The organism is Intrasporangium sp. (assembly GCF_051961875.1).
In the GTDB taxonomy this organism is placed as follows: Bacteria; Actinomycetota; Actinomycetes; order Actinomycetales; family Dermatophilaceae; genus Intrasporangium_A.
In genome coordinates, this window is the sequence record NZ_JBQCCV010000300.1 from 1 (window position 1) to 2,876 (window position 2,876).

The 2,876-nt window shown below is 68.5% G+C and carries 4 protein-coding genes; all 4 read right to left on the reverse strand.

From position 1 onward, the window contains the following. Positions 1-350 (reverse strand): alpha/beta fold hydrolase (locus tag ACTHJJ_RS18515; protein ID WP_440304421.1); only part of this gene is annotated, 350 nt, incomplete at its 3' end. A gap of 14 nt (positions 351-364) precedes the next feature. Then, positions 365-1,435, reverse strand: coding sequence for an ABC transporter ATP-binding protein (locus ACTHJJ_RS18520; protein ID WP_440304422.1), 1,071 nt, complete (start codon positions 1,433-1,435; stop codon positions 365-367). A gap of 25 nt (positions 1,436-1,460) precedes the next feature. Next, on the reverse strand, positions 1,461-2,552 hold the full coding sequence (locus ACTHJJ_RS18525; protein WP_440304423.1) for an ABC transporter ATP-binding protein: 1,092 nt from the start codon (positions 2,550-2,552) through the stop codon (positions 1,461-1,463). Next, positions 2,549-2,876 (reverse strand): ABC transporter permease subunit (locus tag ACTHJJ_RS18530; RefSeq protein ID WP_440304424.1); only part of this gene is annotated, 328 nt, incomplete at its 5' end. The genes ACTHJJ_RS18530 and ACTHJJ_RS18525, both read right to left, overlap by 4 nt.

Genomic DNA, 2,876 nt, shown 5'->3' on the forward strand with positions numbered 1-2,876 from the left:
AAGGTGGCGGACTTGAGGTCGTCCGGGTAGGCCAGCGCGTACTCCTGGCTGATCATCCCGCCCATGGAGACGCCCATGAGGTGGAAACCGGTGATGCCGAGCTGGTCGACCACGGCCTTGGCGTCGTCGGCGAGCATCCGCGAGGTGTACGGCCCCTCGGGCGCGTCGCTCTTGCCGATGCCGCGGTTGTCGATCGTGAGCACGCGGTACCCGGCGTCGACGAAGTCGGGGACCTGGAAGCCCCACGACTCGATGTCGTCGGCCAGGCCGTTGATCAGGACGATCGTCTCGGGTCCTTCTCCGGTGAGCTCGTAGTTCAGGGTGACGCCGTTGACGTTGGCGGTGGGCATGGCAGCACTTCTCCTCACGGCGCGGGGCGGGTGGTGTCTGGGGTGGTCTCTCGGGGCGTCGTCGGCGCGGTCGCACGGACGGGGTTCCAGCAGGCGACCAGGTGGTCCGGCGCCTGAGGCTCGAGGGGCGGGTCCTGGCTGCTGCAGATCGGTAGCGCGGCGGGGCAGCGCGGGTGGAACCGGCAGCCGGACGGCGGGGACAGCGGGCTCGGGATCTCGCCGCGCAGCGGCACGTGGTCGAGCCGCTGTGTCGGGTCAGGACGCGGGATGGCGTCGCGCAGGGCGACGCTGTAGTGGTGCTGCGGGGCAGCGAAGAACGTCTCGGTGGGCGCGACCTCGGTGAGCCGGCCGAGGTACATCACGGCCGTCCGCCGGCACAGGTGCTCGACCACCGACAGGTCGTGGGTGATGAACAGCACCGAGACGCCGAGGTCGGCGCGCAGGTCGGCCAGCAGGTTGAGGATCTGCGCCTGCACGCTGACGTCGAGGGCCGACACCGGCTCGTCGGCGACGATGAGCTTGGGTCGCAGGGCGAGGGACCGGGCGATGCCGATGCGCTGGCGCTGGCCCCCGGAGAACTCGTGGGGGTAGCGGTTGTAGTGCTCGGGGGAGAGGCCTACCAGCTCCAGCAAGTCCTGGGTGGCCCGCTTCACCCCGTGCTCGGTCTTGACCTGTTGCAGGCGAAAGGGGGCACCGACGATCTTCCCGACGGTATGGCGCGGGTTGAGGGAGGAGTAGGGGTCCTGGAAGATGAGCTGGACGTCCCGGCGCAGCGGCCGCATCCCCCCCACCGACAGATGGGTGATGTCGCGGCCATCGAAGACGATGGAGCCTGCGGTGGGCTCGATGAGCCGAGTCAGCATCCGGCCCGTGGTCGTCTTCCCGCAGCCGGACTCACCAACGAGGGACAGGGTCTCACCGCGCGCCACGTCGAAGGTGAGGCCGTCGACGGCCTGCACGGCACCGACCTGTCGCTGGAGGAGCCCGCGTCGGATGGGGAAGTGCTTCGTCAGACTCTCGATGCGCAGCAGTGCGTCGCCGACCGTCGCGCGGGCGTCCGGGGTGACGGAGGTGGAGATCGTCATGATGTGGTCCTCGGTCTCGAGCCGGTCACAGAGTCGGCTGGATGTCGTTCGCCCAGATCGAGGTGCGCTCGTGCTGGGGCAGATGGCAGGCCGCGTGATGACTCGGCAGCACCTCGATGAAGGGCGGGCGCTCACTCTGGCACAAGCCGCCCATGCGCTCTGCGTAGGCACATCGTGGATGGAACGGGCAGCCGGACGGCACGTTGATGAGGCTGGGGGGCGTCCCCTTGATCGGTCGCAGGCGGGTGATGCGCTCCCGGTCGAGCCGCGGCATCGACGTGAGCAGGCCCCAGGTGTTGGGATGCTGGGGCCGCTCGAAGATCGTGTCGGCGCTGCTGTACTCGACGGCCCGACCGGCATACATGACCAGGATGTCGTCCGCGAGCTCGGCCACGACCCCGAGGTCGTGCGTGATGATGATGACCGCCGAGTTGAACTCGCGTTGGAGGTCGCGGATGAGGTCGAGGATCTGGGCTTGGACGGTGACGTCGAGCGCCGTGGTCGGCTCGTCGGCGATGAGCAGCTCCGGGTCGCACGAAAGGGCCATCGCGATCATGGCGCGCTGCCGCATCCCGCCCGAGAACTGGTGCGGGAAGTCGTCCACCCGAGAGCTCGACTGCGGGATGCCCACCCGGTCGAGCATGTCGATCGCGTGCTTGCGCGCGACCGACTTGCTCACGTGGTTGTGGACCCGGTAGGCCTCGATGATCTGGTGGCCAACGGTGTAGAAGGGGTGCATCGCCGAGAGCGGGTCCTGGAAGATCATCGACATCCGCTTGCCGCGCAGCTCGCGGACCAGATCCGGGTCGACGCCCACCAGCTCCTGTCCGCCGAGGCGGATCGAACCGGTCATGGTCACCGTCCCCGGCTTGTGGAGGCCCATGATGGCCATGCTCGTGACGCTCTTGCCGGAGCCCGACTCGCCGACGATGCCGAGGGTCCTCCCACGAGCGAGGTCGAAGGACATACCGTCCACTGACTTGACCAGCCCGTCGTCGGTCGGAAAGTGGACCCGGAGGTCCCGGACCGAGAGAAAGGCGTCCGGACCGGGGGCCCCGAGGCCACCGATCCCGACGCCGGATGCGGTGGCGGCCACGGGGGGGCGAGCGGGAGTCATGAGACACGCACCCTCGGGTCGATGGCGGCATACAGGATGTCCACGACGAGGTTGGCCAGCACGACGAAGAAGGCCGCGAGCAGGGTCACTCCGAGGATCCTCGGGAGGTCCTGCTCCCCGATGGCATCGACCGCATACTTGCCCAGGCCATTGAGGGAGAACGTCTTCTCCGTCAGGAACGCGCCGCCCAGGAGAAGGCCGACGTCGAGACCGAAGATCGTCAGGATCGGGGTCAGCGCAGAGCGCAACCCGTGCTGGAGGACGACCTGACGCTCCTTGAGACCCTTCGCGCGAGCGGTGCGGATGTAGTCCTCGTTCATCGTC

Bases quoted from the DNA above. Each gene is read 5' to 3' on its own strand.
- ACTHJJ_RS18525 (WP_440304423.1), bottom strand. From the start codon at position 2,552: ATGACTCCCGCTCGCCCCCCCGTGGCCGCCACCGCATCCGGCGTCGGG.
- ACTHJJ_RS18520 (WP_440304422.1), bottom strand. From the start codon at position 1,435: ATGACGATCTCCACCTCCGTCACCCCGGACGCCCGCGCGACGGTCGGC.